The sequence below is a fragment of the Pantoea folii genome (assembly GCF_056678875.1).
The window spans coordinates 44,237-67,362 of sequence record NZ_JBWXON010000025.1; the positions used below are offsets into that span (position 1 = coordinate 44,237).

Annotated in this window: 24 protein-coding genes; 16 read left to right on the plus strand and 8 right to left on the minus strand. The window is 53.4% G+C overall.

The window, feature by feature from the left end; translation table 11 throughout:
* Positions 1 to 56 precede the first annotated feature (56 nt).
* The gene (gene recN / locus AC1MDE_RS23335; RefSeq protein ID WP_097118629.1) at positions 57 to 1,718 is read right to left on the minus strand and encodes a DNA repair protein RecN; all 1,662 of its coding nucleotides are present in this window, start codon (positions 1,716 to 1,718) and stop codon (positions 57 to 59) included.
* A gap of 85 nt (positions 1,719 to 1,803) precedes the next feature.
* Positions 1,804 to 2,682: an NAD(+) kinase gene (nadK, locus tag AC1MDE_RS23340; protein ID WP_034825588.1), complete on the minus strand. Its 879-nt coding sequence runs from the start codon at positions 2,680 to 2,682 to the stop codon at positions 1,804 to 1,806.
* Between the two features lie 122 nt (positions 2,683 to 2,804).
* Here nadK and grpE point away from each other — a divergent pair, with 122 nt between their 5' ends.
* On the plus strand, positions 2,805 to 3,383 hold the full coding sequence (gene grpE / locus AC1MDE_RS23345) for a nucleotide exchange factor GrpE (RefSeq protein ID WP_034825591.1): 579 nt from the start codon (positions 2,805 to 2,807) through the stop codon (positions 3,381 to 3,383).
* A gap of 49 nt (positions 3,384 to 3,432) precedes the next feature.
* Here the strand turns inward: grpE and ung are convergent, their stop codons facing one another.
* Positions 3,433 to 4,110 carry a uracil-DNA glycosylase gene (gene ung / locus AC1MDE_RS23350; RefSeq protein ID WP_058959166.1) on the minus strand — a complete coding sequence of 226 codons (678 nt, stop codon included), beginning with the start codon at positions 4,108 to 4,110 and terminating at the stop codon, positions 3,433 to 3,435.
* Positions 4,111 to 4,374: 264 nt separating this feature from the next.
* Between ung and grcA the strand changes: the two genes are divergently transcribed.
* Positions 4,375 to 4,758, plus strand: a complete 384-nt coding sequence (gene grcA / locus AC1MDE_RS23355) for an autonomous glycyl radical cofactor GrcA (protein ID WP_058959165.1) — start codon at positions 4,375 to 4,377, stop codon at positions 4,756 to 4,758.
* A 197-nt stretch (positions 4,759 to 4,955) separates the two neighbouring features.
* Here the strand turns inward: grcA and srmB are convergent, their stop codons facing one another.
* Positions 4,956 to 6,284 carry an ATP-dependent RNA helicase SrmB gene (srmB, locus tag AC1MDE_RS23360; RefSeq protein ID WP_480345127.1) on the minus strand — a complete coding sequence of 443 codons (1,329 nt, stop codon included), beginning with the start codon at positions 6,282 to 6,284 and terminating at the stop codon, positions 4,956 to 4,958.
* A gap of 137 nt (positions 6,285 to 6,421) precedes the next feature.
* On the opposite strand from srmB, the gene trmN reads away from it, so the two are divergent.
* Positions 6,422 to 7,171, plus strand: coding sequence for a tRNA(1)(Val) (adenine(37)-N(6))-methyltransferase TrmN (gene trmN / locus AC1MDE_RS23365; RefSeq protein WP_479400620.1), 750 nt, complete (start codon positions 6,422 to 6,424; stop codon positions 7,169 to 7,171).
* Here trmN and nadB read toward each other — a convergent pair.
* Entirely contained in the window at positions 7,156 to 8,775 is a 1,620-nt protein-coding gene (gene nadB, locus AC1MDE_RS23370; protein WP_058959201.1) for an L-aspartate oxidase, read from the minus strand. The genes trmN and nadB overlap by 16 nt on opposite strands.
* Positions 8,776 to 9,217: 442 nt before the next feature.
* Between nadB and rpoE the strand changes: the two genes are divergently transcribed.
* The 11 genes from rpoE to acpS all read left to right on the plus strand — a co-directional run bounded on the left by rpoE (position 9,218) and on the right by acpS (position 18,583).
* A complete protein-coding gene (gene rpoE, locus AC1MDE_RS23375; RefSeq protein WP_038645348.1) occupies positions 9,218 to 9,796 on the plus strand; it encodes an RNA polymerase sigma factor RpoE in 579 nt (192 codons plus the stop codon).
* A 27-nt stretch (positions 9,797 to 9,823) separates the two neighbouring features.
* A complete protein-coding gene (gene rseA, locus AC1MDE_RS23380) occupies positions 9,824 to 10,483 on the plus strand; it encodes an anti-sigma-E factor RseA (protein WP_034825605.1) in 660 nt (219 codons plus the stop codon).
* On the plus strand, positions 10,483 to 11,439 hold the full coding sequence (rseB, locus tag AC1MDE_RS23385; RefSeq protein WP_034825608.1) for a sigma-E factor regulatory protein RseB: 957 nt from the start codon (positions 10,483 to 10,485) through the stop codon (positions 11,437 to 11,439). Before rseA ends, rseB begins: the two co-directional genes overlap by 1 nt.
* Complete coding sequence (rseC, locus tag AC1MDE_RS23390; RefSeq protein WP_058959162.1) at positions 11,436 to 11,900, plus strand: SoxR-reducing system protein RseC; 465 nt, start codon at positions 11,436 to 11,438, stop codon at positions 11,898 to 11,900. The genes rseB and rseC overlap by 4 nt, the downstream gene beginning before the upstream one ends.
* 218 nt (positions 11,901 to 12,118) lie before the next feature.
* On the plus strand, positions 12,119 to 13,918 hold the full coding sequence (gene lepA / locus AC1MDE_RS23395; protein ID WP_034825613.1) for a translation elongation factor 4: 1,800 nt from the start codon (positions 12,119 to 12,121) through the stop codon (positions 13,916 to 13,918).
* Positions 13,919 to 13,927: 9 nt separating this feature from the next.
* Complete coding sequence (gene lepB, locus AC1MDE_RS23400; RefSeq protein WP_480345128.1) at positions 13,928 to 14,899, plus strand: signal peptidase I; 972 nt, start codon at positions 13,928 to 13,930, stop codon at positions 14,897 to 14,899.
* 132 nt (positions 14,900 to 15,031) lie between these two features.
* Positions 15,032 to 15,712, plus strand: a complete 681-nt coding sequence (rnc, locus tag AC1MDE_RS23405; protein WP_034825618.1) for a ribonuclease III — start codon at positions 15,032 to 15,034, stop codon at positions 15,710 to 15,712.
* A 54-nt stretch (positions 15,713 to 15,766) separates the two neighbouring features.
* A complete protein-coding gene (gene era / locus AC1MDE_RS23410; protein ID WP_034825620.1) occupies positions 15,767 to 16,669 on the plus strand; it encodes a GTPase Era in 903 nt (300 codons plus the stop codon).
* Positions 16,670 to 16,672: 3 nt separating this feature from the next.
* A complete protein-coding gene (gene recO, locus AC1MDE_RS23415; protein ID WP_034825622.1) occupies positions 16,673 to 17,401 on the plus strand; it encodes a DNA repair protein RecO in 729 nt (242 codons plus the stop codon).
* Between the two features lie 70 nt (positions 17,402 to 17,471).
* Positions 17,472 to 18,203, plus strand: coding sequence for a pyridoxine 5'-phosphate synthase (gene pdxJ, locus AC1MDE_RS23420; protein WP_480345129.1), 732 nt, complete (start codon positions 17,472 to 17,474; stop codon positions 18,201 to 18,203).
* The gene (acpS, locus tag AC1MDE_RS23425; RefSeq protein WP_034825626.1) at positions 18,203 to 18,583 is read left to right on the plus strand and encodes a holo-ACP synthase; all 381 of its coding nucleotides are present in this window, start codon (positions 18,203 to 18,205) and stop codon (positions 18,581 to 18,583) included. Before pdxJ ends, acpS begins: the two co-directional genes overlap by 1 nt.
* Here the strand turns inward: acpS and AC1MDE_RS23430 are convergent.
* Both AC1MDE_RS23430 and AC1MDE_RS23435 read right to left on the minus strand, forming a co-directional pair.
* Entirely contained in the window at positions 18,580 to 18,828 is a 249-nt protein-coding gene (locus tag AC1MDE_RS23430; protein ID WP_058959160.1) for a YfhL family 4Fe-4S dicluster ferredoxin, read from the minus strand. The two genes, acpS and AC1MDE_RS23430, sit on opposite strands and share 4 nt — an antisense overlap.
* Before the next feature lie 411 nt (positions 18,829 to 19,239).
* On the minus strand, positions 19,240 to 20,079 hold the full coding sequence (locus AC1MDE_RS23435) for a MurR/RpiR family transcriptional regulator (protein ID WP_034825629.1): 840 nt from the start codon (positions 20,077 to 20,079) through the stop codon (positions 19,240 to 19,242).
* Positions 20,080 to 20,283: 204 nt separating this feature from the next.
* On the opposite strand from AC1MDE_RS23435, the gene yfhb reads away from it, so the two are divergent.
* Positions 20,284 to 20,922 (plus strand): phosphatidylglycerophosphatase C, encoded by a 639-nt coding sequence (gene yfhb / locus AC1MDE_RS23440; protein ID WP_058959159.1) that lies wholly within the window; start codon positions 20,284 to 20,286, stop codon positions 20,920 to 20,922.
* Positions 20,923 to 20,978: 56 nt separating this feature from the next.
* Entirely contained in the window at positions 20,979 to 21,473 is a 495-nt protein-coding gene (tadA, locus tag AC1MDE_RS23445) for a tRNA adenosine(34) deaminase TadA (protein WP_072017009.1), read from the plus strand.
* On the opposite strand, the gene mltF is transcribed toward tadA, so the two are convergent.
* Complete coding sequence (mltF, locus tag AC1MDE_RS23450) at positions 21,470 to 22,927, minus strand: membrane-bound lytic murein transglycosylase MltF (RefSeq protein WP_058959158.1); 1,458 nt, start codon at positions 22,925 to 22,927, stop codon at positions 21,470 to 21,472. The two genes, tadA and mltF, sit on opposite strands and share 4 nt — an antisense overlap.
* Positions 22,928 to 23,126 lie beyond the last annotated feature (199 nt).

Consider the following 23,126-nt stretch of genomic DNA (forward strand, 5'->3'; position numbering starts at 1 on the left):
ATTGGAAACCTCTACAGAGCAAGCATATGACCACCAGGCCAGAAAAAAGTGCGGAATCAGGCTGCTAAAAGTTCTTTTGCGTTGGCCAGCGTGTTGCGCGTGACTTCGCTACCGCCTAACAAACGTGCCAGTTCCTGCAGGCGGGCTCGTTTATCCAGCGGCTGCATATGGGTTTCGGTCATCTCGCCATCGGTCTCTTTGCTGACGTAGAAGTGCTGATGTCCACAACCGGCAACCTGCGGCAAGTGCGTCACACACATCACCTGGGTGGATTCGCCGAGTTGGCGCAGCATCTGACCGACCACTGCAGCCGTTGGGCCGCTGATACCGACATCCACTTCATCGAAGATCATGGCCGGCGTTTCCATTTTCTGCGCGGTGATCACCTGAATCGCCAGCGCGATACGCGACAGCTCACCCCCTGATGCCACTTTGCCGAGTGGTTGCAACGGCTGGCCAGGATTGGTGGTCACGCGGAAATCAATGCGTGTAGCGCCATCTGCCGTGAGTTGATCGGCTTTGAACTCCAGCTCAATAGCAAATTGACCGTGCGGCATCGACAGAGTACGCATGCTCTGGGTGATCAACTGGCTGAGTTCATGTGCCGCCTGCTCACGCAGCTGATGCAGTTTTTCCGCGCAGGCCACCGCCGCCAGATGATGTGAACCCACTTCATTTTGCAGCGTTTCCTGATCGCTCTCTTGCTGCGACAGTTGTTCTGCTTCGTCCAGCAGCTGCTGATACAGCACCGGCAAGGTTTCTGGCGACACATGATGTTTACGTGAGAGGGCAATCTGGCGTGACAGACGTTGTTCCAGTTCATGCAGACGATTGGGATCGAGATCCAAACGTTCACAATAGTGGCGCAGTTCGTCGCTGGCTTCGCTCAGTTGAATCGCTGCCTCTTCCAGCAAATTGAACACGCCGCTCACTTTGTCATCCAGCGAGACTAATTCGCCGAGCATATTGCGCGCGCTATACAGCAAGCTTTGCAGGTTAGTGTCATCGCTATCGGCGAGAATTTGCAGAGCCTGCTGGCTAGTCGAGAGCAGTTGGCCGCTGTTAGCGAGACGTTTGTACTCTTCATCAATCTGCTCAAATTCGCCCGGCTGCGGGGCAAATTCATTCAGTTCTTTCAGCTGATATTGCAGCAGTTCACGGCGTGCTTCACGCTCCTGTGACAGCTGCTGATGCTGAGCCAGCGCACGACAGCTTTGATGCCAGCGCTGGTAGTGCTGACGCATCTCATCAAGCAGGTCATCATGGGCCGCATAAGCATCCAGCAGATGTTTTTGGTGGTCTGGCTTGAGCAGCAGCTGGTGCGCATGCTGGCCGTGAATTTGAATCAGCAGCTGCCCGAGTTCACGCAGTTGTGACAGCGGCACCGAAGTGCCATTGATGAAGCCACGAGAGCGGCCATCGGCACTGATCACGCGGCGCAGCAGGCATTCGTTGCCTTCATCGAGCTGATTCTCCATCAGCCAGCGCTGTGCAGAAGGTGAGGCTTTGAGCTGGAAACGCGCGCAGATATCGGCACGACTGGCACCCTGACGCACCATATCTGCTTCAGAGCGGCCGCCCAGGCACAGGCCCAGCGCATCAATTGCGATGGATTTACCTGCGCCGGTTTCCCCCGTGATCGCTGTCATCCCACGATGAAAGTCGATCTCCAGTTCACGAACGATAGCAAAATTACTGATGGTCAGTTGTGCCAGCATGAAATCACCTGTATGTAAAAACAGATATGGTTTTTCATACAGTATAAACTGGTTTTTTATACAGTAAAGTGGCTGGCGGTGATTTTCAGAACAATTTTTTTGACCAGCCCAGTTTTGAGCTTAACGTATTAAAATAATTGTAATTTTTAGGATGGATCAGGTTGAGGTGATGCGCGCTACGGCGAATCAATACATCTTCTCCTTCCTGAATAGGCAGTGCAATCTGGCTATCGCAGCTGATCTCCAGGTCGCTACGCAGAGATGAGAAACGCAGTCGAATGGTGCTGCTGCTGTTGATCACCAGCGGGCGGGCAGAAAGTGTGTGCGGGAACATCGGCACAATGGCGATGGCATCCAGTGATGGCGTCAGAATCGGGCCACCTGCTGAGAGGGAATAAGCGGTTGAGCCGGTAGGTGTCGAGATGATTAAGCCATCCGAACGCTGGGAAAACGCAAAGACCTCATCGATATACACCTCGAATTCAATCATGTGTGCCACTTTTCCTGGATGCAGCACCACTTCATTAATGGCACTTCCAATACGCGGTGAGCACGCTTCTTTGCACACCTGCGCCTCCAGCAGGAAACGGCTTTCAACAAAGTATTCGCCTTGCAGCACATCATCCAGCTGTTGCTGTGCGTTATCGGGATCGAGATCGGTGAGAAAACCGAGATTACCGCGGTTAATCCCAATCACTTTGATGTCATAACGTGCCAGCACGCGTGCCGCGCCCAACATATTGCCATCACCGCCCACTACCACGGCTAAATCTGCACGTTGGCCGATTTCCGCCAGGCTGCCGGTTTCCACATCTTTCAGGTTCAATTCGCGCGCAATCTGCTGCTCGACGATCACCTCATAGCCTTTTGCTGTCAGCCAGCGCCAGAGCATTTCATGGGTGGTTAACGCAGTAGGATGGCGCGGATGGCCGACAATCCCAATGCAGTTAAAGTGTTTGTTCATTTAGCGCGTGTTCCTCATAAGCCAAAACGGCCAGGCAATGTGATGGGTTCACTTGAAACCGTCAAACTGATCCCCATAATAAGCCAACCAGCGAGATGAATGTGCAAAACGCGGAGAAATTCATGAGTAGTAAAGAACAGAACACCCCTAACGAGCAAGTCTCAGACGAAATTCAACAGGATCAGCAGCACGTGGACGCAGAGACGGCAACTGAGGTGGATCCGCGTGATGAGCGTATCGCGCAACTGGAGGCGGAATTAGCCCAGTCGCAAGGTGGCGTGCGTGAAGCACAGCTGCGCGCTCAGGCGGAGATTGAGAACATCCGTCGCCGTGCCGAAATGGATGTGGAAAAAGCGCACAAGTTTGCGCTGGAAAAATTTGCCAACGAACTGCTGCCAGTGATTGATAGCCTCGAGCGCGCGCTGGAAGTGGCTGATAAAGAGAACACCGAACTGGCTTCGATGATTGAAGGCATCGAACTGACGCTGAAATCCCTGCTGGGTGCCGTGCGTAAGTATGGTGTTGAAGTGGTCGGTGAAACCAACGTGCCATTCAACCCGGATGTGCATCAGGCGATGTCGATGATTGAATCAGAAGACATGGCACCGAACCATGTACTGATGGTGATGCAGCGTGGTTATACCCTCAATGGTCGCCTGTTGCGCCCAGCGATGGTGGCAGTAACCAAAGCCAAAGGCTAATTACCCTGCTGAATACAAAAACGGCCGCTGATTGCGGCCGTTTTTATTTCTATGGCAGAACGGGCATCCAGTCGATGGGCGTCTGGCCAGACTGGCTCAACAGCGCATTCGCTTGTGAAAAGTGTTTGCTGCCAAAAAAGCCGCGATGGGCTGAAAGCGGGGAAGGGTGCGGCGCTTTCAAAACATGGTGGCGCTGGGTGTCGATAATGCTGCCTTTCTTCTGAGCATGCGAACCCCACAGCAGGAAAATCACGCCTTCACGGTGCTGGTTGATCGCGCTAATCACATTGTCGGTAAAGGTTTCCCAGCCGAATCGCGCGTGGGAATGCGCTTTACTGGCTTCTACCGTCAGCACCGTGTTCAGCAGCATCACACCTTGTGTGGCCCAGCTTTCGAGGAAGCCGTGCTGAGGGCGAGTGAAGCCCGCAATATCCTGCTCCAATTCTTTGTACATATTCAGCAGTGAAGGAGGCGTGGGCACGCCGGGAAGCACGGAGAACGCCAGACCGTGCGCCTGATTCGGGCCGTGGTAGGGATCCTGACCCAGAATCACCACCTTAATGTCGCCCAGTTCCGTCAGACGAAAGGCATTGAACACGTCTTTCTGCGGCGGATATACGGTCACACCTGCGGCACGTTCATTGGCGACCGCTTTTAACGTTTCGACGAAGTAAGGTTTTTCTTTCTCTTCAGCCAGCACGTCGTGCCAGGTCAGCTTCTCAGCCATCGTTAACTCCCTGCAAAAATTTGCGCCTAGCTTAACGTGTCGCACGCGGCAGCAGAAGGGCAAAAATAATTTGAAAAAATACAGAAAAAGTTATCAGGCATAATGGTTGTAAATCAATTTGTTAGCGATGAAGCGAATTTGGCTTGCCAGCATAATTGATACAGGTCAAAACGGCGGCAAATCCCCGGTGGTATATCAATGTGTCAGATCAATGGATACACCGCGTGATAGGAAACATCGCGCATTTAAGCCCTGGAGGTCACTATGATTACCGGTATTCAAATTACTCAGGCCAATAACCCACAACTGCTGAACTCATTCTGGTTACTGGATGACGAGAAAGCGGAAGCCCGTTGCCTGTGCTCAAAAGGCGATTTCACGGAAGATCAGATCGTTGCGATCAGCGATCTGGGCGACATTGCTTACCGTGAAATCCCGCTGGAGCAGAAACCCGAGGTGCGTATTGAAGGGGGCCAGCACCTGAACGTCAACGTGCTGCGCCGCGAAACCTTAGAAGATGCGGTTAAGCATCCGGAAAAATATCCGCAACTGACCATTCGTGTGTCTGGTTATGCGGTGCGCTTTAATGCGCTTACCCCTGAACAGCAGCGCGATGTGATTACTCGTACTTTCACTGAAAGTCTGTAATTGATCGGCTGACGAAAAGTCACACAGCAATACAGGCCGCGCCGATACCCTTCGGCGCGGCTTTTTTGTCTTTATCGATCTTAGATGGGAATGCCGGAAAGGGGATTCACAGCAAAAATTTAACCGAAGCGTTATTTTGGCAGGCTAAAGATAAAAAAAACGCCTCATCAGAGGCGCTTTATTGAGTGAGTGCTGATTTATTCTGCACCGCTCTCAGGTGTGCTGCTGCCGCTGGCCTTACGACGTTTACCGACATTTTTGGTGTCGCGATGACGTTGTTTAACACGCGGTTTTTCAGCTTCTTTCTCTTTGCGCTCTTTACGCTTCGCAAGGGCTTTTTTCGACGGTTTACCCGTGACTTTAGCACTCGGTGCACGCGATTCCGGACGCAACTCTTCGATGATGCGCGCTTTAATCGGTTCGTTGATATAACGGGTAATTTTACCCAGCAGCACATGGTCATGTGCCTCTACCAACGAAATCGCCGTGCCTTTACGTCCAGCTCGCGCCGTACGACCAATGCGGTGCAAGTAGATATCGGCAGTAAGAGGCAGGTCATAGTTGATGACGTGAGTAACATCATCAATGTCGATACCGCGTGCCGCAACATCCGTTGCAATCATTACATTGACGCGATTATCATTGATACGCTTAATCGCTTCATTGCGGTTTACCTGCACCATCTCACCTTCAAGATAGCTGGTACGAATGCCGGCTTCGTGCAGCCAGGTCACCAGCTCATGCAGGCGCTCACGCTTACGCACAAACACCACCACGCGCTTGGCTTCAGGCTGTTTTAACAGGTGCACCAGCAGCTTGGTTTTGTGCTCAAGGTTGTCAGCACGATAAAACCACTGTTGAATCTTTTTACGTTCGCTTTTGCTGGGATCCGCTTCGATTGATACCGGATCGTTCAGCAGGCGCTCGGCGAAGTCTTTGATGTTTTCGCCTTCCAGCGTGGCGGAGAACAGCAGCGTCTGTTTGCGCCAGCGGGTTTCCGCTGCGATGGTTTCAATATCCTGCGCGAAGCCCATGTCGACCATGCGGTCGGCTTCATCCAGAATCAGCGTTTCTACGGCGCGGCAGTCAAAGTTTTCTTCTTTGATGTACTGCAGCAGGCGGCCGGTGGTGGCCACCACGATGTCCTGGTTTTCGCTGAACACTTCGGCGTGGTTCATATAAGCCACACCACCGGTGATGGTAGCGATATCCAGGTGCGTGTGTTTAGCCAACTCACGTGCGTGATCGGCAACCTGCATCGCCAGTTCGCGGGTTGGCGTGAGGATCAAAATACGTGGCGGGCCCGATTTTTTGCGTGGGAAGTCGAGCAGATGCTGTAAAGCGGGCAGCAGAAAAGCAGCGGTTTTCCCCGTTCCGGTTGGCGCCGAACCCAGAACGTCACGGCCTTCCAGCGCGGCAGGAATGGTCTCAGCCTGAATGGCAGTGGGGCGCGTGAAGCCTTTTTCCTGCAGCGCTTGCAGCAGGCTTTCGTCGAGTTCGAGTTCGGAGAATGTGGTTACGGTCATGGTCTACCTCAGTTTGGGGCGCTGATTATAGACAGAACAGACATAATCTTCATCTGTTTGTGTGCAGCAGGTGAAGGTGAATTCCCCTCACGACCACGTTACACTCCCCGCAGTAGATAATTCAACGGTAGTGAAGTATGTCTCAGGACCAGCCGCAGACGCGGGCAATGTTAAGAAAAGATGGTTTTACCTTTAAGCAATTTTTCGTGGCGCATGACCGCTGTGCGATGAAAGTCGGCACCGATGGCGTGTTACTGGGTGCCTGGGCGCCAGTGGCAGGCGCGCGACGAATTCTGGATATTGGCTGCGGCAGCGGATTGATTGCGCTGATGCTGGCACAGCGTACGCCACAACAAGTGATGCTGGATGCCGTCGAGTTGGAAGCCAGTGCGGCTAGCCAGGCTGAGGAAAACGTGCAGGCTTCTCCCTGGGCCGATCGCATCACTGTACATCAACAGGACATCGTCAGCTGGAGCGAGCAATCGGAAAAACGCTACTCCCTGATCGTCAGCAATCCACCTTTTTTTGCGCCGGGAACGGCGTCAGCCAGCGCAGAGCGTGATAGCGCGCGCAGTACCACCACCCTGGATCATCCCACGCTATTGCGCTGTGCCGCTCAGCTAATTGAAGAGGAGGGGATTTTTTGCGTAGTGCTGCCCGAAGATGCGGGAGAAAATCTTATTCCACTGGCGCTGGCTGAAGGCTGGCATCTGCGGTATCGCTACGATGTGGCGGCTTATGCACAGCGTCCGCCGAATCGTCTGGTGTTAGGTTTCTCGCCCACGGCAGGCGAAACGTTGCTGGAACGTCTCGCCATTCGTGATGAAGATAAGAGCTACTCGGCTGACTGGCTGAGTCTGGTGAGTGATTTCTATCTGTTCCGATAATGCTCTGGCTGGAGTTGAGTCGGTAAAGCTTCCGGGAGTTGATCGGGATAATCAGGCGTATAGTGCAGGCCGCGGCTCTCTTTGCGTTCCAGCGCACAGCGCACCATCAACTCCGCCACCTGCACCAGATTGCGTAACTCCAGCAGGTTATTGGAGAGGCGGAAATGCGCGTAATACTCATCGATCTCCTGCTGCAGTAAATTAATTCTGCGCAGTGCGCGCTCAAGCCTTTTGGTGGTGCGCACAATTCCCATGTAATCCCACATGAACAGGCGCAGTTCATGCCAGTTGTGCTGAATCACTACGCGTTCGTCCGCGTCATCGACCCGGCTTTCATCCCAGGCCGGCAGTTGCTCGACGGCGGCAACATCCGGCAAGCGGCGAATCATGTCTTCTGCCGCAGACCAGCCATATACCAGACACTCCAGCAAAGAATTCGATGCCATGCGATTGGCACCGTGCAGGCCGGTATAGCTCACCTCGCCAATGGCATATAGCCCATCGACATCAGTGCGGCCCTGCTGATCCACCATCACGCCGCCGCAGGTGTAGTGCGCAGCAGGAACGATCGGAATGGGCTGTTTGGTCAGGTCCAGTCCGAAGGTCAGCAATTTCTCGTAGATCATCGGGAAGTGCGCGCGGACAAAACTCTCTGGCTGATGGCTGATATCCAGATACATGCAATCGACACCCAGACGTTTCATTTCATGATCGATAGCGCGCGCCACGATATCGCGCGGGGCCAGTTCAGCGCGCTCGTCAAAATCAGGCATAAAACGGGTACCATCCGGGCGCAGCAACCATGCGCCTTCGCCGCGCAACGCTTCCGTGAGCAAAAAGTTCTGTGCCTGAGGATGGAATAAACAGGTGGGGTGGAACTGATTGAATTCCAGATTGGCGACACGGCAGCCAGCACGCCATGCCATCGCAATACCATCACCAGAGGCCACATCCGGGTTGGTGGTGTACTGATACACTTTTGCTGCACCGCCAGTGGCCAGTACCACCGCACGAGCACGACAGGTTTCCACCTGTTCGCGATTGCGGTTCCAGATCCACGCGCCCACCACCCGACGCTTGCCCGGCAGCCCCAGTTTGTCGGAAAGAATTAAATCAACGGCGTTAGTGCGTTCAATAATACGGATGTTGGGATGGCTCAGCGCCTGGCTCACCAGCGTGGTTTCCACCGCGCGGCCAGTGGCATCGGCGCTGTGCAGGATTCGACGATGGCTGTGACCACCTTCGCGCGTCAGATGGTAACGCGCTTCGCCGTCACCTTGTGGTTCCTTGTCGAAGGCCACGCCGTTATCAATCAACCACTGCACGCAACGGCGCGCATTGCTGGCGATAAAGCTAACGGTTTCGCGCTCACACAAGCCTGCACCGGCAATTAATGTGTCTTCGACGTGAGATTCAATGCTGTCTGTTTCATCAAACACCGCGGCGATACCGCCCTGGGCATACAGCGTCGAACCTTCGTTCACCTGTGCTTTGCTTAACACGGTCACCTGGTAATAGGGTGCCAGTCGCAGCGCCAGAGAGAGGCCTGCAGCACCGCTACCCACAATTAACACATCACATTGGTAATCAGGATTCGATGTCATGGTGTTTAATTTACTAAACAAAAGGTTTCCCGAGCATAAGCCTGGAAGCCGGTCCTGTGAAGTATTTTGAACAAATTACGCGGAAAAATTATCCAGAGCGGCGACATAATCACGCGATATCAGTAAGTTATGTCCGAAAATAAGCACATCGTGTTTTTTATACCAAACACTCTGAAAATTCAGGTAATAAAGGTGAAAATTAGGGCGTCATAGGGTACTCTCCCAGCGATTATCGGTGCCGCAAAAGACGCCAACGGCGTAGCCAGTCGCTACACTGAAAGACAATCAACAACAATGATGTCGTGGTTCCGATACGGAAAATATCTGGTCGTGGTGAACTTCAGGCCAACATATGACTCTAAGCGCATGCTTGCTCAGAACAATGAGATGTGCTGGCAGTTCACTTACGCATAAAAAGAGATTTGGGGAGACATTACCTCGGATGAGCGAGCAGTTAACGGATCAGGTTCTCGTTGAGCGGGTTCAGAAGGGAGATCAAAAGTCATTTAATTTACTGGTGATTCGATACCAGCATAAAGTGGCGAGCCTGGTTTCACGTTATGTCCCTTCAGGCGATGTGCCTGATGTGGTTCAGGAATCCTTTATTAAAGCGTATCGCGCACTGGAATCTTTCCGTGGCGATAGCGCCTTTTATACATGGCTGTACCGCATTGCGGTGAATACAGCAAAAAACTATTTAGTGGCTCAGGGGCGTCGTCCGCCATCTAGCGATGTGGATGCTATCGATGCAGAAAATTTCGAAAGTGCGGGAGCATTAAAAGAAATTTCGAACCCTGAGAACTTAATGTTGTCAGAGGAACTGAAACAAATTGTTTTTCGGACCATTGAGGCGCTTCCCGAAGATCTGCGTATGGCCATCACCCTCAGGGAGTTGGATGGTTTAAGTTACGAAGAGATTGCCGCCATCATGGATTGCCCGGTGGGTACGGTTCGTTCGCGTATCTTCCGTGCCCGAGAGGCCATTGATAATAAAGTTCAACCGCTTATCCAACGTCAGTGATAACGGCTACTGGAAGGGTACCAAAGCATGCAGAAAGAAAAACTTTCCGCTTTAATGGATGGTGAAACTCTCGATAACGAGCTGCTGGCGTCGTTGTCGAAGGATGCAGATCTTCAAAAAAGCTGGGAGAGCTACCATCTAATCCGCGACACCTTACGAGGTGATGTCGGTGAAGTGCTGCATTTTGATATCTCCGCGCGTGTTGCAGCGGCCATTGAAAATGAGCCATTGCGCAAAGTGACTCCGCTGATTCCTGAAGCGCAGCCTGAGCCATCACGCTGGGAGAAAATGCCGTTCTGGCGTCGTGGCGGCACCTGGACTGCACAACTGGCGCAGATTGGTGTGGCTGCCTGTGTCTCGCTGGCCGTGATTGTGGGTGTTCAGCACTACAATACTCAGCCTGGCAGCAGTGCAACGGAAACCTCAGATTCTCCAGCGTTTAATACGCTGCCGATGATGGGTAAAGCTTCTCCTGTCAGTCTTGGTGTCCCTTCTGACGCGTTTGACACCAATAGCTCTAACCAGCAGGTACAGGAACAGCGTCGTCGTGTGAATGCCATGCTGCAGGACTATGAACTGCAACGCCGTCTGCATGCTGATCAGGTTCAGTTCGATGAAAAGAATGATCCACAGCAGGCGCAAGCTAATGTTCCCGGAAATCAGTCGTTAGGAACTCAACAGCAGTAATGAAGCAACTTTGGTGTGCCGTTAGCCTGCTGGCAGGCAGCCTGCTTTGGTCCTCCACCGCCCCGGCGCAGACATCTGCTTCCGGGGCGTTGTTACAGCAGATGGAGCAGGCAAGCCAGAACCTCAACTACGAATTCGCCTACATCAATGTCTCTCGTCTTGGCATTGAATCTCTGCGCTATCGTCATGCAGTTATCGATAATCGTATCTTTGCCCAACTGTTGCAGATGGATGGGCCGCGTCGTGAAGTGATTCAACGTGGCAATGACATCAGCTACTTCGAGCCTGGACTTGATCCTTTCTCACTACCGGGCAATCACATTATTGATGCGCTGCCTGCATTGATGTTTGCTGATTTCTCCCGCCTTGGTGATGCCTACGATTTTATTCCGGTAGGACGTTCACGTATGGCCGATCAAATGTGCGAAGTGGTGCGCATCGTGTCGCGTGATGGCACGCGCTACAGCTATGTCGTGTGGCTGGATGTTGATACTAAATTGCCGCTACGCATTGATTTGCTGGATCGTGATGGTGAAACGCTGGAGCAGTTCCGTGTCATCAGCTTTGCGGTGGATGAAGGCGTGCGTAATCTGATGCAGGGGCTGGAAAAAGCCAATCTGCCGCCAACGCTGTCATTACCGGCGGGCGATAAAGTGCAGCTCAGCTGGCAGCCAGGCTGGTTGCCAGCGGGTATGACACTGATTTCGCAGAGTCGCCGCGATATGCCAGCCATGAATAAAACCGTAGAATCCCGTCTGTACAGCGATGGCTTATTTAGCTTTGCTATCAACATTACGCCTGCCGATAAAAGCAGTGTGCCGCAGTCATTGCGCACTGGGCGTCGTACGGTGCAGACAGAAGTGCGCGATAATCGTGAAATCACCGTGGTGGGCGAATTACCCCCTGCAACGGCCAAACGTATCGCGGACAGCATAGATTCAGGTGCACAAAAATGATGAGAGAATGGGCCACCGTGGTGGCGTGGGAAAAAGGCATTGCCACGCTGCACTCGGAAGCGAAAACCTCCTGTAACAGCTGTTCAGCCCGCAAAGGCTGCGGCAGCCACGCGCTCAATCAACTTGGGCCGAAAAATGCTCATGTCATGACCATTGCCAGCCCGGAGCCTTTACAGCCCGGACAGCGCATTGAATTGGGTATCCGTGAAAGCAGTCTGCTGGGTTCAGCGCTACTGGTTTACATGACGCCGCTGTTTGGCCTGTTTTTAGTCGCAGGTCTGTTTCAGATGCTGTTCCACAGCGATCTGGCGGCGGCCTGCGGTGCACTGTTAGGCGGCATCGGTGGCTTTATTGTGGCTAAAGGGGTTTCCAGCGTGTTCGGTCATCGGGAAGCCTTTCAGCCGATCATCCTCAGCGTTGCGTTACCGCCCGATGCCATGCGCGTAGAAAATGAAGGTTGATCCCTGCCAGGGCCGCGCAATGCGCGGCTTTTTCATTTAGGCTTACCCGCTGAAATCTGTTGCGATTCCCCACAGTTCCATTCTTTAACGCGCGGCGTTAACAGTGTAATATGCGTCGTCATTAATGAGGCTGACAGGATTCCGGGTAAAGCTCACTTTCCTGAATGTGTCTGTGCTCAAGTTTTCCACTGATTTTTTACGTGAAGATATTCATATAAATGAAGCACATACGAAATTTCTCCATCATCGCACACATCGACCACGGCAAATCAACGCTCTCTGACCGCTTGATTCAGATTTGTGGTGGCCTCAGCGATCGTGAGATGGCGGCGCAGGTTCTGGATTCTATGGATCTGGAGCGCGAGCGCGGCATTACCATCAAAGCGCAAAGCGTCACGCTCGATTACAAAGCGCTGAACGGTGAAACTTACCAGCTCAATTTTATCGATACTCCCGGCCACGTTGACTTCTCCTATGAAGTTTCCCGCTCTTTAGCGGCTTGTGAAGGGGCTTTGCTGGTGGTCGATGCAGGTCAGGGCGTTGAAGCACAGACGCTGGCGAACTGCTACACCGCAATGGAAATGGATCTGGAAGTGGTACCGGTTCTGAACAAAATCGACTTGCCTGCGGCCGATCCTGAGCGCGTGGCGGAAGAGATTGAAGATATCGTCGGTATTGATGCGGCTGATGCCGTGCGCTGCTCGGCGAAAACCGGCGTTGGCGTTCCGGATGTGCTTGAGCGTCTGGTGCGTGATATCCCACCACCGGAAGGTGATCCGGAAGGCCCACTGCAGGCGCTGATCATCGACTCATGGTTCGATAACTACCTGGGCGTTGTGTCACTGATTCGTATCAAGAACGGTACGCTGCGTAAAGGCGACAAAGTGAAGGTGATGAGCACCGGTCAGACCTATAACGCTGATCGCTTAGGTATCTTTACACCGAAACAGGTTGACCGTAATGAACTGAACTGCGGTGAAGTAGGCTGGTTGGTTTGCGCTATCAAAGACATCATGGGCGCGCCAGTCGGTGACACCCTGACGCTGCAACGCAATCCTGCTGAACATGTCCTGCCAGGCTTTAAGAAAGTGAAGCCACAGGTATATGCTGGCCTGTTCCCGATCAGCTCTGATGACTATGAAGCGTTCCGTGATGCGCTGGGCAAACTGAGCCTCAACGATGCCTCACTGTTCTATGAGCCAGAAAGCTCAACGGCGCTGGGCTTCGGCTTCCGCATCGGCTTCCTCGGTCTGCTGCACATGGAGATCATTCAGGAACGTCTGGAGCGTGAATACGATCTCGACCTGATTACTACAGCGCCAACGGTAGTTTATGAAGTCATCACCACCGACGGCCAGACAGTCTATGTTGACAGCCCTTCGAAGCTGCCACCGCTGAACAATATTGAAGAACTGCGCGAACCGATCGCCGAGTGTCATATGCTGCTGCCGCAGGAATTCCTCGGCAACGTCATCACCCTGTGTATTGAGAAACGCGGTGTGCAGACCAACATGGTTTACCACGGTAAACAGGTTGCGCTGACCTATGAAATCCCGATGGCAGAAGTGGTACTCGACTTCTTCGACCGTCTGAAATCAACGTCTCGCGGCTATGCATCGCTGGACTATAACTTTAAACGTTTCCAGGCCTCTGACATGGTGCGTGTCGACGTGATGATTAACTCAGAACGTGTTGATGCGCTGGCGCTGATTACCCACCGTGATAACTCTCAGTATCGTGGCCGCGACCTCGTGGAGAAGATGAAAGATCTGATCCCACGTCAGCAGTTCGATATTGCGATTCAGGCGGCAATCGGCAACCACATTATCGCTCGCTCAACGGTCAAGCAGCTGCGTAAAAACGTCCTGGCGAAATGCTATGGCGGTGACGTGAGCCGTAAGAAGAAACTGTTGCAGAAGCAGAAAGACGGTAAGAAGCGAATGAAGCAGGTCGGCAACGTTGAGCTGCCGCAGGAAGCATTCCTTGCCATTCTGCATGTCGGTAAAGACAGCAAATAAGGAACTTTAATGGCTAATATGTTCGCCCTGATTCTGTTGATCGCCACGCTTATAACGGGTGTTATCTGGTGTATCGATCGCTTTAAGTGGGCTCCGGCGCGTCGTGCTAAGCAGGCAGCTGCACAAGCGCAGGCGGGCAACACATTGGACGGCAAAACGCTGGCCAAAGTGGCGGCTCAGCCAGGCTGGGTAGAAACGGCGGCATCGGTGTTCCCGGTGCTGGCAGTGGTACTGATCGTTCGCTCATTTATTTTTGAGCCGTTCCAGATCCCATCAGGTTCCATGATGCCGACGTTGCTGATTGGTGATTTTATTCTGGTGGAGAAGTTTGCTTACGGAATCAAAGATCCGATTACTCAAACCACGCTGATCCCAACGGGTCATCCGCAGCGTGGTGATGTGGCGGTGTTTAAATACCCGAAAGATCCGAGCGTCGATTACATTAAACGTGTGATCGGTCTGCCGGGCGACAAAGTGGTGTTTGATCCTTACAGTAAAACGCTGACGGTTAACCCGGGTTGTGGCACGGGCAAATGCGATACCGCGTTGCCGATCACCTATACCAACGTGGAGCCAAGCCGCTTCATTCAAACCTTCAGCGGCTTTGATGGCAATGAAACCGGTAACGGCTTCTTTGAAGCACCACAGGGCGAAACCATGAAGGGCGGCCTGCGTCTGGGAACACGTAAAGAGACGTTGGGCACGGTGACGCACGATATCCTGTTAGTAAACGAAGCGCAGAGCCAGGCAAGCATGTATTATCAGCAGCCGGGTCAGCCGCAATCCACGTGGATCGTGCCGGAAGGGCAATATTTCATGATGGGTGATAACCGCGATAACAGCGCCGACAGCCGCTACTGGGGCTTTGTGCCTGAGAAGAATCTGGTCGGTAAAGCGGTGGCTATCTGGATGAGCTTTGAGAAACAAGAAGGACAGTGGCCAACGGGCGTGCGCTTAAGTCGCATCGGCGGAATCCACTAAGCATTATGCCCACTGCGGTGGGCAACACGGTTGGCCTCTTTCGGGGGGCCACTGCAAACGAAACAGAACGTGTTGGAAGCTCAGCCCTGTTTCGTATGCAGAGTTACAGACGCACAGAATAACTGGAATCGCATGAACCCCATCCTTATTAACAAGCTGCAGCGCAAACTGGGCTACACTTTTACTCATCCGGAACTACTGCAGCAAGCATTGACTCACCGCAGTGCCAGCAGTAAGCACAATGAACGTCTTGAGTTTCTTGGCGATTCCATTCTCAGCTATGTGATTGCCAATGCGCTTTATCACCGCTTCCCACGTGTGGATGAAGGTGACATGAGCCGCATGCGCGCTACGCTGGTGCGGGGCAATACCCTGGCAGAGATGGCGCGTGAGTTTGAACTTGGCGAATGTTTACGTCTTGGACCGGGCGAGTTGAAGAGTGGCGGTTTCCGTCGCGAATCGATTCTTGCTGATACGGTTGAAGCGCTGATTGGCGGTATCTTCCTCGACAGCAACATTCAAACCGTTGAGAAACTGATTCTCGATTGGTACCAAAATCGCCTTGATGAAATCAGCCCGGGTGATAAGCAAAAAGATCCAAAAACGCGTCTGCAGGAGTTTCTGCAAGGGCGTCACCTGCCGCTGCCTTCTTATCTGGTGGTGCAGGTGCGTGGCGAAGCCCACGATCAGGAATTCACCATTCACTGTCAGGTGAGTGGCATGGCAGAACCGGTGGTGGGTGTAGGTTCCAGCCGCCGTAAAGCAGAGCAAGCTGCCGCTGAACAGGCATTAATTAAGCTTGGTCTCGAATAAAATACATAGTCATATCGCAGCGTCGACAGCGACGCTGCTCAAGTCAGGACTCGAATGAGCGAAATCGAAACACACAGCGGCTTTATCGCGATTGTTGGCCGACCTAACGTTGGCAAATCCACCTTACTGAACCAATTACTGGGGCAGAAAGTGTCGATCACCTCGCGTAAACCGCAAACCACGCGTCACCGCATCATGGGTATTCACACTGAAGGCGCTTATCAGGCGATTTACGTGGATACTCCCGGGCTGCACATGGAAGAGAAGCGGGCGATTAACCGCCTGATGAACCGTGCTGCCAGCAGCTCAATTGGTGATGTGGAGCTGGTGATTTTTGTTGTTGAGGGCACCCGCTGGACGCCGGACGACGAAATGGTCTTGAACAAGCTGCGCGACGGCAAAGTGCCGGTGGTGCTGGCGGTTAACAAGGTCGATAACATTCAGGATAAAACCATTCTGCTGCCACACCTGCAGTTCCTGAGCCAGCAGATGAATTTCCTTGAGATTGTACCGATCTCGGCAGAAAGCGGTAAGAACGTTGATGCCATTGCCGCTATCGCGCGTAAATGCCTGCCGAAATCTGACCATCACTTCCCGGAAGATTACATCACCGATCGTTCACAGCGCTTCATGGCGTCTGAGATCATCCGTGAAAAACTGATGCGCTTCCTCGGTGCGGAACTGCCTTACTCAGTGACCGTGGAAATCGAACAATTCGTCTCTAACGATCGTGGTGGCTATGACATCAACGGTCTGATCCTCGTCGAGCGCGAAGGGCAGAAGAAGATGGTGATTGGCAACAAAGGCGCCAAGATTAAAACCATCGGTATTGAAGCGCGTAAAGACATGGAAGAGATGTTTGAAGCCAAAGTGCATCTCGAACTGTGGGTTAAAGTGAAATCGGGTTGGGCGGATGACGAACGTGCACTGCGCAGCCTGGGCTATACAGACGAATAATTGATGGAAGGCTGGCAACGCGCCTTTGTGCTGCATAGTCGCCCTTACAGCGAAACCAGCCTCCTGCTCGATCTGTTCAGCGAAAGCGAAGGGCGCGTCCGCGTCCTCGCCAAAGGCGCACGCTCGCGCCGTTCGCAACTCAAAGGTGCACTCCAACCCTTCACGCCGCTGCTGGTGCGTTGGGGTGGGCGTGGCGAAGTTAAAACGCTGCGCAGCGCTGAAGCGGTGTCGCTGGCCTTACCGCTCAGTGGCATCACGCTTTACTGCGGGTTGTACGTTAACGAACTGCTGTCTCGCGTGCTTGAGCAGGAAATTCCTTTCTCCGACCTCTTCTTTGACTATCTCCATTGCATCCAGATGCTGGCCGCAGGCAGTGGCACGCCTGAACCGGCGCTGCGTCGCTTTGAACTGGCGCTGCTGGGCCACCTGGGTTACGGCGTGGATTTCCTGCACTGTGCGGGCAGTGGTGAAGAGATCGATGACGGCATGACGTACAGTTATCGTGAAGAGAAGGGGTTTATCGCCAGCCTGGTGGTGAACCAACGCAGTTTTACCGGTCGCCAGTTGCGTGCGCTGTGGGAACGCGAGTTTCCCGATGCCGACAGCCTGCGTGCTGCCAAGCGCTTCACGCGTATGGCGCTCAAGCCTTATCTGGGCGGTAAACCGCTGAAGAGCCAGGAACTGTTTCGCCAGTTTGTGCCCAAAAAGAAGCCCGATGTGGCAAACGACTAGCGCTGGTCGTACCGCCTGATATGCTCAGCACGGTACACTGCAAACACACTGAACCTATTTAAGGATTGTCATGGCTGAGTTGCTGTTAGGGGTCAACATTGACCACATCGCCACCGTACGTAACGCACGTGGCACGAATTATCCCGATCCAGTCCAGGCGGCGTTTGTTTCTGAACAGGCGGGCGCAGATGGCATCACTGTGCACCTGCGTGAAGATCGTCGTCATATCACCGATCGCGATGTGCGTATTCTGCGCGACACCATCCAGACACGTATGAATCTGGAGATGGCGGTGACCGATGAGATGATCGACATTGCCTGTGATATCAAGCCGCACTTCGTGTGTCTGGTGCCGGAAAAGCGCCAGGAAGTGACCACTGAAGGCGGATTAGATGTGGCGGGTCAGCAGGACAAAATCAATGCTGCGGTTCGCCTGCTGAGCGAAGCGGGTATTCTGGTGTCGCTGTTCATCGATGCCGACCACCGCCAGATTGAAGCGGCCGTTGCCAGCGGCGCGCCTTACATTGAGATCCACACTGGCGCCTATGCGGAAGCACCGGAAGGGCTGGAGCGTGAAGCCGAATTATCGCGTATTCGCAACGCAGCCACATTTGCAGCCAGCCTCGGTTTGAAGGTTAACGCCGGTCACGGTCTGACGTATCACAACGTGCAAGCCATCGCTGAACTGCCGGAGATGCATGAGCTAAACATTGGTCACGCCATCATTGGCCGTGCGCTGTTCAGTGGCCTGGCGGATGCGGTGTCAGAGATGAAGCAGCTGATGCGGGAAGCGCGTCGTTAATGGCGATTCTCGGACTCGGCAGCGACATCGTTGAAATCGAACGTATTGCCGGTGTGATTGAGCGATCCGGCGATCGTCTGGCGCGTCGCGTCTTGAGCGAAGCCGAGTGGCAGCAATATCAGGCGCACCAGCAACCGGTGCGCTTTCTTGCCAAACGTTTTGCGGTGAAAGAAGCGGCGGCCAAAGCCTTTGGTACAGGCATTCGCGGTGGTCTGGCCTTTAATCAATTCGAAGTGTACAACGACGCGCTTGGCAAACCGGGCTTACGCTTTTTCGAACAGGCAAAAGTGATTGCCAGCCAGTTGGGCGTGAAACATGTGCATGTCACGCTGGCCGATGAGCGCCACTACGCCTGCGCAACGGTGATCATCGAAGACTAAGGGTGCAACACGACAAATTTCTCCCACAGCGCCTCACGGGTTTCCGGGTGCTGTGGGTCAGAAATGATGGTGTTATCAATCGGGCAGACGCTTTGGCAGGTCGGCACATCATAATGGCCCACGCATTCGGTGCAGCGGTCGACATCAATCTCATAGATCGCCTCACCTAAACTGATGGCCTGGTTCGGGCATTCAGGTTCGCACATATCGCAATTGATGCATTTCGCCGTAATAAGTAAAGCCATGATCGCCGTTAGCCTGACAAAGAAGGCGCGCACCTTATCATAAAACCGGCTTATAAGGTCGCATGGTTTATTGCGCGGGATCAAACAAAGCGAGGATTGCGTCACTCAAGCAAAATTCATCAAAGGTTAGATAGGAATTAGGAATACTCCGAGTTATCATTTTGTGCGGTAATTATCCGCATAAATGTTTGTCGTAAGCACCATGATAAAAATTAACTCGTTGAAAGAAATGTTTTTAAAGCAGCAATGCATTCAGTGTGGAGTTGCGCGAGGGTGGCTGGCTCGCTGGATGTCTGATGATGCCGCTTTATGCGATGAGTGCCTGCATAACTTGCAGCATGCGAGCCGCCAGGCCTGTCGTCACGATTCTGCTTCGCAAAGTAAAAAGGCCGAATGACGGCTTTTTTTGTATCACACCAGTTTTTTGACCAGTTCTTCACTGTGCCTTATGTGGCTTGAAGCGCGTTCTGGATCGTTTTGTACCAACGCCATAAACAGCAGGTCAGTCAACGCCAGTTGTGCACTGGTGGATGAGATTGCGGCACTGCGCGTGCTTTGCTCCTCGGCAACGGTGTACAAGCATATGGAAGCGCACTGTTGCAGCGAGTTGGGGGTAAAGCCGGTAAACGCCAGCACGTCGACCCCCAGCTGCGCGGCTTCCTGTGCCGCAAGGTTAATCTCACGCCGCTCGCCGGTATAGGAAATCGCCAGCAGCACATCCCCCGGTGCCATCGCCTGCACGCTCGCCAGTAAAGCATGCATATCCTGCTCGGCTACCGCGTTGATGCCAATCTTCATCAGCTTCCATGAGAAATCTTTCGCCACTAACCCCGACGCACCGATGCCCACTAACAAAATGCGGTTGGCGTTTTTCAGCAATTGCAGGGTTTGCAGCAATTTCTCTTCGCTGTTGATATCCAGCGTGGCGCGGATAGCGGAAATCTTCTCAGTCAGTAATTTTTCGCCGACCACTTTGAGGGGATCGTCGCTAAGAATATGATTGTGCACGGTGATGGCGTCGCGATCCGCCAGCGACTCACTCAGTGCCAGTTTCAGCGCAGGGAATCCCTTATAGCCCAATTTTTGGGCAAACTTCACCACGCTCGACTGGCTGACGCCCGATTCCTCAGCCAGTTTTTGTGAACTCAGATGCCGTGCCCGATCCGGCTGCGACAGCAAAAAATCCGCCAGCCGACGCTCATTTAGCGCCAGTCGAGGGTAGAGCTGGCGAATTCGCAGCAATGAACTCATGTTCGATCCTTAATCCATCTAATCCCGCTTGAGCTTAGTCTCTTTTCGCACCATCAGGTTTTAATGACAGCACGCCGACACAAAGAATAAACTATTCAGCTGGCATTGTGGCCATTGGAATTAAAAATGACTGCTTTCGCCCCTGCCGTTGAAGCTGGCTACACTGTAGGGCAAGCCGTAGAAAGGAAAGATAAGGAGAGGAGTTTGACAAAGGGTACGCAACGCCGCGTGGTGTTTTTCGATCTGGATGGCACGCTGCATCAGCAGGACATGTTTGGCACCTTTATGCGTTATCTGCTGCGACGCCAGCCGATCAACCTGTTGCTGGTGGTGCCGCTGTTGCCGGTAATTGGCCTGGGAATGCTGTTTAAAGGACGCGCCGCACGCTGGCCAATGAGTTTACTGCTGTGGGCCATTACTTTTGGCCACAGTGAGCTGCGCCTGCGTCAGCGTGAGGCCGCGTTCGCGACATGGTTCCGCGAGCGCGTCACCGCTTTTCCGGTGGTGCAACAACGTCTGACCGATTATCTCAGCAGCGATGATGCGGATGTGTGGCTGATCACTGGTTCACCACAATCACTGGTGGAGCAGGTCTATTTCGATTCGGCCTTTCTGCCGCGCGTACAGCTGATTGCCAGTCAGATGCAACCCGGTTTAGGGGGACGCGTGCTGGCCATGCGTTGCCTCGGGCATGAGAAGGTCGCTCAACTCGAAGAGAAGATTGGTACACCATTGCAACTCTACAGCGGTTACAGCGACAGTAAACAGGATAACCCGCTGCTGTTCTTCTGCCAGCATCGCTGGCGGGTGACACCTCGCGGTGAGCTGCAACAGCTGGAGTGAATCATGCGGCGATTCCGTCTATAATGCGCCGCCTTTAAATTCGCAGGAGCTGCCCGGTGAACCCACAAACAGATGAATATTGGATGCGCCATGCGCTGGAGCTGGCGCGTCGCGCGTGGGAACAGGGCGAAGTGCCGGTGGGCGCGGTATTAGTGCAGGGCGATAAAGTGATTGGCGAAGGCTGGAATCGACCGATTGGTCAGTGCGACCCGACCGCGCATGCCGAAATCATGGCGCTGCGGCAGGGCGGAAAAATCCTCGAAAACTATCGCCTGCTTGATACCACGTTATATGTGACGCTGGAACCCTGCGTGATGTGCGCCGGTGCGATGGTACACAGTCGCATTACGCGGCTTGTATATGGCGCAAAGGATGAGAAAACGGGCGCAGCGGGCTCGCTCATGGACGTGATTGGTCACCCAGGTATGAATCATCAGATTCAGATTGATTGCGGTGTACTGGCGGACGAGTGTGCCGGAATGTTGAGTGACTTCTTCCGCATGCGCCGTGAGCAAAAGAAAGCGCTGCGCCAGGCGCAGCGCGAAGGTTAGTTCATCGCAATCTTAGGTTCGACCGCCGGGTAACCGGCGCCCAATTCGGCTTCCAGCGCCGACTGCTGAGCGATACGCTTCTCCTGCTCCTGCAGATATCCCACCAGACTGATCTGATACTTACGGATGTTCTCGACATAGTTGTAAGCTTCATGGCCGCGCGCGTAACCGTAGGAGGTTTGCGCGTAATAACGCTTCTGGCTTAGCATCGGCAGACGCTGTTTGACATCGGCCCAGCTATCAGGATTACCGCCTTGTTTGGCCGTCAGCTTGCGGGCATCCAGCATGTGCGCATAGCCCATGTTATACGCCGCCAATGCAAACCAGATGCGCTCATCATCAGGGATGGTGTCCGGCACCTTCTCCATCATACGTTGCAGGTATTCGCTGCCGCCACGGATGCTCTGCTCAGGATCAAGGCGATCGTTGACGTCGAGGCTGTCAGCGGTGTTACGCGTCAACATCATCATGCCGCGCACGCCGGTCGGTGAGGTCGCCTGCGGATTCCAGTGCGACTCCTGATAAGAGATGGCTGCCAGCAGACGCCAGTCCATGCTCGCCGCGTATTTCTCAAACAGCGGTTTGATATCCGGCAACGTGTTATCAATCGCGCGCAGGAAGGTGCGGGTATCCACGTAATCAAAAGTGCCAACGTGACCGAGATACTTCTCTTCGAGGCGCGCCATTGTGCCTTCTTCGCCCATCTGGCTGTAGAAGTCGAGCATTGCCGCATTCAGACTGTCATCATCACTGCGTGGCAGATACCAGGTGACCGGTTCTTCATCGGTGATGTCGAATGCTACGGCCAGCTGCGGATGGATGCGCTGCAATAAGCCGATGGTGACCGAATCGCCCACGGTGTAATCCAGCTTGCCGTCGGCGACGGCTTCCAGCAGCGCTTTCTGTCCCTGATCGGTAGAAATCGCCCAATCGAGATCGGGATAGCTGTCAGCTTTTGCGGAACGTAAAGTTGACAGATATGCCGAACCGGACTGCACAATCAGGCGGCCTTTCAAATCGCCGAGATTCTTCGGCCGTGGCTTATCAATGCGGTACACCAACTGCTGCGAAACAGAGTAGTAGCTCGGTCCACTTTGATAGTGGGCAAGGCGTTCACCGTTGTAGATCAACCCGGCGGCCAGCAAATCCGCCTTACCATCATCCAGATCGTCAAACAGATCGCCGAGGTTCGGACGCACCGTAACCTCAAGTTTGACGCCAAGATAATCGGCGAAGCGTTTCGCCAGCTCGTAATCCATACCGGCTGGTGCATTATTGATGGTGTAGTAAGTCAGCGGGGAGTTGACGGTACTGATGCGCAGCACTCCACGTGATTTAATCTGTGATAGCGCGTCTTTTCCGCCCCCGTACCAGGGGATGGAAGGCCACAGTGCCAGCGCAAGCAGCACGGTGATCAGACCGATAAACAGATAGTTTATTTTCAGGCGTTTCAAATAGTTGTCTCGTAATGGCTCACAGGCCTCTGTCTTTTAAAGGCAGTATTTGTGTTGTTTTTACTCCCAGAGCGAGGGGCATTTTGCGCAACAAAGTGCAGCAGGGCAACTTATATAGCAAGAATTGTGCAAAATTCAGCCAAATGCTGAGTGCCAGATTTTATGCGCAAACGGTTTCGTAACCCGTGCTGTTTCTCTA

Excerpts from the sequence above, each read along its gene's own strand:
- rseB (WP_034825608.1), top strand. The coding sequence starts at position 10,483 with ATGAAGCAACTTTGGTGTGCCGTTAGCCTGCTGGCAGGCAGCCTGCTT.
- rseA (WP_034825605.1), top strand. The coding sequence starts at position 9,824 with ATGCAGAAAGAAAAACTTTCCGCTTTAATGGATGGTGAAACTCTCGAT.
- srmB (WP_480345127.1), bottom strand. The coding sequence starts at position 6,284 with ATGACCGTAACCACATTCTCCGAACTCGAACTCGACGAAAGCCTGCTG.
- acpS (WP_034825626.1), top strand. The coding sequence starts at position 18,203 with ATGGCGATTCTCGGACTCGGCAGCGACATCGTTGAAATCGAACGTATT.
- lepA (WP_034825613.1), top strand. The coding sequence starts at position 12,119 with ATGAAGCACATACGAAATTTCTCCATCATCGCACACATCGACCACGGC.
- nadB (WP_058959201.1), bottom strand. The coding sequence starts at position 8,775 with ATGACATCGAATCCTGATTACCAATGTGATGTGTTAATTGTGGGTAGC.
- ung (WP_058959166.1), bottom strand. The coding sequence starts at position 4,110 with ATGGCTGAGAAGCTGACCTGGCACGACGTGCTGGCTGAAGAGAAAGAA.
- recO (WP_034825622.1), top strand. The coding sequence starts at position 16,673 with ATGGAAGGCTGGCAACGCGCCTTTGTGCTGCATAGTCGCCCTTACAGC.
- rnc (WP_034825618.1), top strand. The coding sequence starts at position 15,032 with ATGAACCCCATCCTTATTAACAAGCTGCAGCGCAAACTGGGCTACACT.
- lepB (WP_480345128.1), top strand. The coding sequence starts at position 13,928 with ATGGCTAATATGTTCGCCCTGATTCTGTTGATCGCCACGCTTATAACG.
- pdxJ (WP_480345129.1), top strand. The coding sequence starts at position 17,472 with ATGGCTGAGTTGCTGTTAGGGGTCAACATTGACCACATCGCCACCGTA.
- grpE (WP_034825591.1), top strand. The coding sequence starts at position 2,805 with ATGAGTAGTAAAGAACAGAACACCCCTAACGAGCAAGTCTCAGACGAA.
- nadK (WP_034825588.1), bottom strand. The coding sequence starts at position 2,682 with ATGAACAAACACTTTAACTGCATTGGGATTGTCGGCCATCCGCGCCAT.
- era (WP_034825620.1), top strand. The coding sequence starts at position 15,767 with ATGAGCGAAATCGAAACACACAGCGGCTTTATCGCGATTGTTGGCCGA.
- trmN (WP_479400620.1), top strand. The coding sequence starts at position 6,422 with ATGTCTCAGGACCAGCCGCAGACGCGGGCAATGTTAAGAAAAGATGGT.
- AC1MDE_RS23435 (WP_034825629.1), bottom strand. The coding sequence starts at position 20,079 with ATGAGTTCATTGCTGCGAATTCGCCAGCTCTACCCTCGACTGGCGCTA.
- AC1MDE_RS23430 (WP_058959160.1), bottom strand. The coding sequence starts at position 18,828 with ATGGCTTTACTTATTACGGCGAAATGCATCAATTGCGATATGTGCGAA.
- rpoE (WP_038645348.1), top strand. The coding sequence starts at position 9,218 with ATGAGCGAGCAGTTAACGGATCAGGTTCTCGTTGAGCGGGTTCAGAAG.
- rseC (WP_058959162.1), top strand. The coding sequence starts at position 11,436 with ATGATGAGAGAATGGGCCACCGTGGTGGCGTGGGAAAAAGGCATTGCC.
- grcA (WP_058959165.1), top strand. The coding sequence starts at position 4,375 with ATGATTACCGGTATTCAAATTACTCAGGCCAATAACCCACAACTGCTG.
- recN (WP_097118629.1), bottom strand. The coding sequence starts at position 1,718 with ATGCTGGCACAACTGACCATCAGTAATTTTGCTATCGTTCGTGAACTG.